The sequence below is a fragment of the Rahnella perminowiae genome (assembly GCF_019049695.1).
Classification (GTDB): Bacteria; Pseudomonadota; Gammaproteobacteria; order Enterobacterales; family Enterobacteriaceae; genus Rahnella; species Rahnella perminowiae.
The window spans coordinates 1-5,439 of record NZ_JAFMOT010000129.1; the positions used below are offsets into that span (position 1 = coordinate 1).

The 5,439-nt window shown below is 35.9% G+C and carries 4 protein-coding genes; 1 reads left to right on the plus strand and 3 read right to left on the minus strand.

Features of this window, described 5'->3' with window-relative positions; genetic code table 11:
• A partial coding sequence (locus J1781_RS00885) for a hypothetical protein (RefSeq protein WP_217233072.1) occupies positions 1-767 on the minus strand: 767 nt, incomplete at its 3' end.
• A gap of 104 nt (positions 768-871) precedes the next feature.
• On the opposite strand from J1781_RS00885, the gene J1781_RS00890 reads away from it, so the two are divergent.
• Positions 872-2,242 carry a right-handed parallel beta-helix repeat-containing protein gene (locus tag J1781_RS00890; protein WP_217233073.1) on the plus strand — a complete coding sequence of 457 codons (1,371 nt, stop codon included), beginning with the start codon at positions 872-874 and terminating at the stop codon, positions 2,240-2,242.
• Positions 2,243-2,322: 80 nt separating this feature from the next.
• Here J1781_RS00890 and J1781_RS00895 read toward each other — a convergent pair whose 3' ends face one another.
• Together J1781_RS00895 and J1781_RS00905 are read right to left on the minus strand one after the other, a co-directional pair.
• Positions 2,323-3,327 carry an acyltransferase family protein gene (locus tag J1781_RS00895; protein WP_217233074.1) on the minus strand — a complete coding sequence of 335 codons (1,005 nt, stop codon included), beginning with the start codon at positions 3,325-3,327 and terminating at the stop codon, positions 2,323-2,325.
• 905 nt (positions 3,328-4,232) lie between these two features.
• Positions 4,233-5,321, minus strand: a complete 1,089-nt coding sequence (locus tag J1781_RS00905; protein ID WP_217233075.1) for a GDP-mannose 4,6-dehydratase — start codon at positions 5,319-5,321, stop codon at positions 4,233-4,235.
• Positions 5,322-5,439 lie beyond the last annotated feature (118 nt).

The window sequence follows — 5,439 nt, forward strand, 5'->3', positions numbered from 1 at the left end:
TATTTATATAATGCAACTGCTATGATGGCAGGGAAAATAATTGCAAAGTAACTTATTGTCTTTCCCGGTTTTTTAAACAATGCGGCTATAGATATAAGTATCATTGTGACCATTGAGGTGCCGGTATTCTGACATGCAAGACCAAGTAATAATCCAGCCATTTTTACATTAAAAACAAACATGTTCTTTTGTGGCACAAGAAAAATAAGACAAAATGCAGCCAAGCATATCACCTGACCATCCATCGTTGGATAGCCAATACCCATTCGGCCCCAGTCTCTAAAATCTGCAATAAACAAAGGGAATCCATATAGATATATAGGGATTGTGATTATTGCATATACAACTGAAAGAGTGATAAATAATTTTAATGCCTTTCTTAAGGTGTCAAAATTATTCCTTGCATAACATATAAATGAAAGAAAGATAATGGAAAATATAATATGCTTGTACACCGCTGTATATTTATTTCCGAAAACCTGAATCCCACCCAAGTGGTAATCAGAAATACTGTGAAACAAAGTAATCGGTATATTTATTATGGCAAATACTGATATAAATAGATATGGGGCTATTAGCCTTACATCCTTCTTATCGGAGTGCAGGAGCATAGGTAATGACAATGCAATAAAGATGCCTAGAACCAGCTCCCTGAATGGTGCAATGATATTTGATATGGTCAGGTTTCCTCTAACACCATCAAAAACAACAAAGCATACTATAATGTAGATAGCTAGGTTTTTTATATTACTGAGTCTTAAATTCATTACGGAACTCATTAAATTTCAATTCACTGTATTATATAATATAATCAAAGCGTTGATTGGATTCAAGCTAAAAAATTGTCCTATGAAAATTTATGAGGGTATTCATGATAAAATTTACCAGACGTGATTTTCTATCTAGCTTAGCTGTATGCTCAATGGCATCAATAATTCCCGCAAGAATAGCATACGGCAAACCCCTAGGTCAGGAACAACTTCTTTCTCTTGACATTAATGAGGGAGGAGTTGATGGAAATGGATCTATAGTATTAGTAAAAAAACCATTGATATTGCATGCTGGTCATTACTCAAATATCACATTTTCTCCAGATGCAGGATATTTTGGGCCAGGGCCTATCTTTATGGCAAGGAATGGTAAAGTTATACATAACAACATTACCGTTTCTGGATTCAGTGGCCCTGGCTGTAAGATTCTTAGTGATTCAGAAATAGGGAATAGCTTTATTGCTCTAGGAAAATGTAATTATAGTAATAATGGAGATCTTCGCCGGACTACTCTTACCTCCTCGGCTAATATGCGGTTCTCACCTTCTATTTTTGTCGCTGACTCATCATTATTCAAGCCTGGTGATTTTATTTGGATTGGTGATGGTAAGTTTAAAATACGGGAAATAAAAGGGAGTGAAATTTTATTAGTGACTGGGGCACCCCCAAACATCATTAGCCCTATGGTATTCAGTGGTGGTTATGATAAATGCACAGTTGGTCAATTTGTCACAATGAATGGTGATGACAAGCATGGTATAAGGATAGGAAATGGTGGTTACGGATGGGATATTGATCTTTCTCAATCAAAAATTGAAAGTAGTCATAATTCTGGAGCTGGCTTTTATCACGCATGCAAGAAATTTAATGGGAAGCAGATTATTGAAAACATTACTTCTATTGGAAACGGATATATAAACATCGGAATGAGTTACATGAGGGAGGGTGTAATTAAAAATTGCATTGCTAGGGATTCCGGAAATAATGGCATTGATGTTTTCGCAACTAGTAAAAAAGTGGACATACATGACAATATTGTATCTGGAGCAGGTGTTGATGGGATATTTATTGGTGGAGACGGGGAGTCTGCAAGGGTGTATGATAATAAAATATCAAATTGCAGAAGAGTTGGCATATTAATAAATGCAAGATTAAACCCAATAAAAGAAGTATTTGTTAAAGGGAATATGATTTTAAATTCAGGAATGAATTCACTTACACTTACAGGTGTGGAAAGTGGCGCTGTTAATGAAAATAATTTAAATGGTAGTGTTAAAAGACCTACAATTTATCTCGAGAGGAGGAATGGGTTAGCTCTTTCTGGTATTTTAAATATAAGTGACAACACTATTTCAAATTCTTCTTCTGGAGATATTGGAACAAACTACCCAGGATATTCAAACACCTCAGAGGCTGCGGTAAAAATTAAGTCAGCAAGGAAGTTGGATGTGTCAGGCATAAAAGGATATTAGATTTAACCACTCCATGTTATATGTTATCCGAGTATATGATTTATAACATGGAGTTCAGTTAAAATTATTAGTATGTTTTCCTAAGAGCTTTTACTTTTTACTGGGTAACTAAGAAGGAATTTTAAGTTTAGTTTTTTTACCAACTCAAAGAATATTATAGGAATCACTAATCCTGCAATAGTTCCAGCAATCATATGTAAGTACCAATTGTTAATTCCAAATAGTTTACTTAGAATGATCCTTGTACCACTTGCGCAGAGTATGTGCACAAGGAAAATAACCATACTGTCATTTCCTAACTTACTTAGTAAGTCAACCTTTATCGCACTGAGAGTCAGAGATAAAACATAAACGAAATATATTGAAACCATAGCAACAACGAATGTTGAGATACCTATTCTGTCATAGAACATGCCATCAATGAAATGAAATTTATATTGAACAAGAATGAACATGAAGGCTGATATAACCAAAGTCATTGCGTTTTTTTTCGTGGCAATCTGGTCAAATTTCAAAGTGCTAAAAACGCATCCTGCAAAGAAAAATACAATATTATTTGTTATGAAATTTAAGTGAAATAAATCCCCAATATTTAGACTGTAAATGTATAATAAAAATGACACTGTAGTTACTATTGGTAATTGAGTTATGAAGTTTCTTTTGTTATATATTAAGCATGCCACTATAAAAATCATAAATAAAGCATAAAGAAACCAGAACTGACCAATTGGATGATATGGAAAAGAAAGAACAGAAATTAAATCTGTTTTTTTATTTGTAAAGTTTGAAAGCAATATAGCGATAGAACCTTGAATGACAGACCATATAACATAAGGGTACGCTATAGTGGCTATCTTTTTCTTAATAAATTCTGGCTTACTATTTTTTTGTATGGAACTTATAAAAAAAAGACCTGAAAGAAAGAAAAACAAAGGCATATGGAAAGTGTAAATAATGCTATCAAACATTTTGAAGAAAGGTTCTGATATAGATATACCAGCGCTATCCAACCCTCTATTAACGTGCCCAATGACAACCAATATTATCCCTATGCCTTTAGCGTAATCTACCCATTGCTCTCTCATTTTAACTACCCATCTAATATATTGGTTGTGGAATATACAATTTAATTACTACACTAGTAATTTCGACAGAGGTTAAAAGTGTAGTGGTCAACAAGAACTAGCCTCGACTTGAGAGTTTTTCCAGAACAATAGTTCTGATACATTCGACGTCAGATCTCCATCATATTGATGAGATCTAAACTGGCTGTAATATCCCGTGATGTAATTAGAGATCGCCATGCAATTTACGGGAAAAAATCCTGTACCCCCAGATAAACCCAGCATTTTCCCGTCCAGATATAAGTCACATCACTGCACCAGACATGATTAGGCGAAAGATGCCTTCTTATAAAGATAGCTAGGACTGGAGCGCTCCCATAAGCCTTATTGTCCCACAGCGGTTCAGTAATGCCACACTTGCGGCATCAGGATTGTATAGCTGTCGCCAGTATTTTTAGCTGCTGCGATGAAACCCAAACACGTTGCATACAACGGCAACAGAAAACCGCGCTCTAATTTTCTCAACTAATGAGAACAATTCAAGGAGTCTGACATCAAGAATGCGGTAGCTTTTTAATATATCCAACTCAATATTAATGGGTTGAAACATTATCTTAAGCTCGCGAATTTCAATCTGTTCAGGTGTCATTGGCAAAATCGTGCGCAATTTTCCTACATGGCCGTGGTAGCGACGGTAACGGTGTAGTGCTGATCGAGTACAAGCTGTGCAGCTTCGAGGCGAAACTCGGGGCTAAAATTGCATCTGTTACGTCCGGTAATAATGTCATCTATTTTAACTATGAGGCGATGACATCACCTCTATTCAGGTAGCCAAATTAACTATGTCACTGCAGAAGTAACGGGAATGATATTTAAGTAAATTCTATTTGCTCAACACAACTATCTATTAACTCAAAATCTGGGAATTATCCATACAATTTTAATCGTGCTATTTCTCTGGCAACAGCAAGGTCAGCTTGCACCATCTCAATAATCAAATCCTGTAAGGATGTTTCTGGTGCCCAGCCCAATTGACGGCGCGCTTTTGTGGGGTTAACTAAAACTTTGTATTTCTCAGCTGAGCGAATATATTTGGAATCAACGGAGACGATGACATCCCCTACTTTTAAAGCAGCTGCAATCGGGCTAATGATCGACGAAATAATACCTTTCTCCTCTATTCCTTTACCGACAAAGCGAAGTTTTATCCCCAGCTCTAATGCAGCAAAGGTCACAAACTGCCGCACGGTGTACTGCACGCCAGTTGCAATAACAAAATCTTCAGGCTTATCTAGTTGCAACATTGACCACTGCATTTTTACATAATCTCTGGTGTGCCCCCAGTCCCGCAATGCATTGAGATTGCCTAAATAAAGGCAAGGTTCAAGCCCTTGCGTAATATTAGCAAGCCCCCGAGAAATTTTGCGTGTCACAAAATTTTCGCTACGAAGCGGAGATTCATGGTTAAAAAGAATTCCATTACATGCATACATGCCAAACGTCTTTCGGTAACTCACGACTGTCCAAAAATCACAGATATTGGCAACTAATTTAGAAGAAAAATTTGTTGATGTTACCATTTCATTTATTGCAACACCACTTACCAGACCACAAAGTTCAGGAGGTGAAGCATGGTAATAACGCGTTGTTAGTTCAAGTCCAAGATGACGAATAGCTTCTAATATTTTTAAAGCACTTATTGGCTCAAGAGAAATATCGGAAGACCCTGAACCTTCCATCGGCAAATTCATAGTGCCTAAATTGTAAATTTCATCTGGTAGGATTTTGGCTAGAAGAGTATTAATGTCAGAATCATCACTCCATTGACCATAATGAATCTGGACTTGTGAACTATTACATTGCAAAGTGTCATAAATCGGTTCTATATACTTGCAGTGTGGCAAGCGTACATGCTGGCTAATACTATGGACCTCATAGCCTTTTTTTAATAAAAGCTCAGACAGATAATATCCATCTTGTTCCGTCATGCAGGTAATAAGTGCAACTTTAGACATATAAAACCCTTTTGTTAAAATTTTAAAATCATCAATTAATAAAATAATAACAAGACATCATTGGTAGTTGTATGCTTTATTATTAACAGGATAGATATCCAGTAATTATGTATCTATC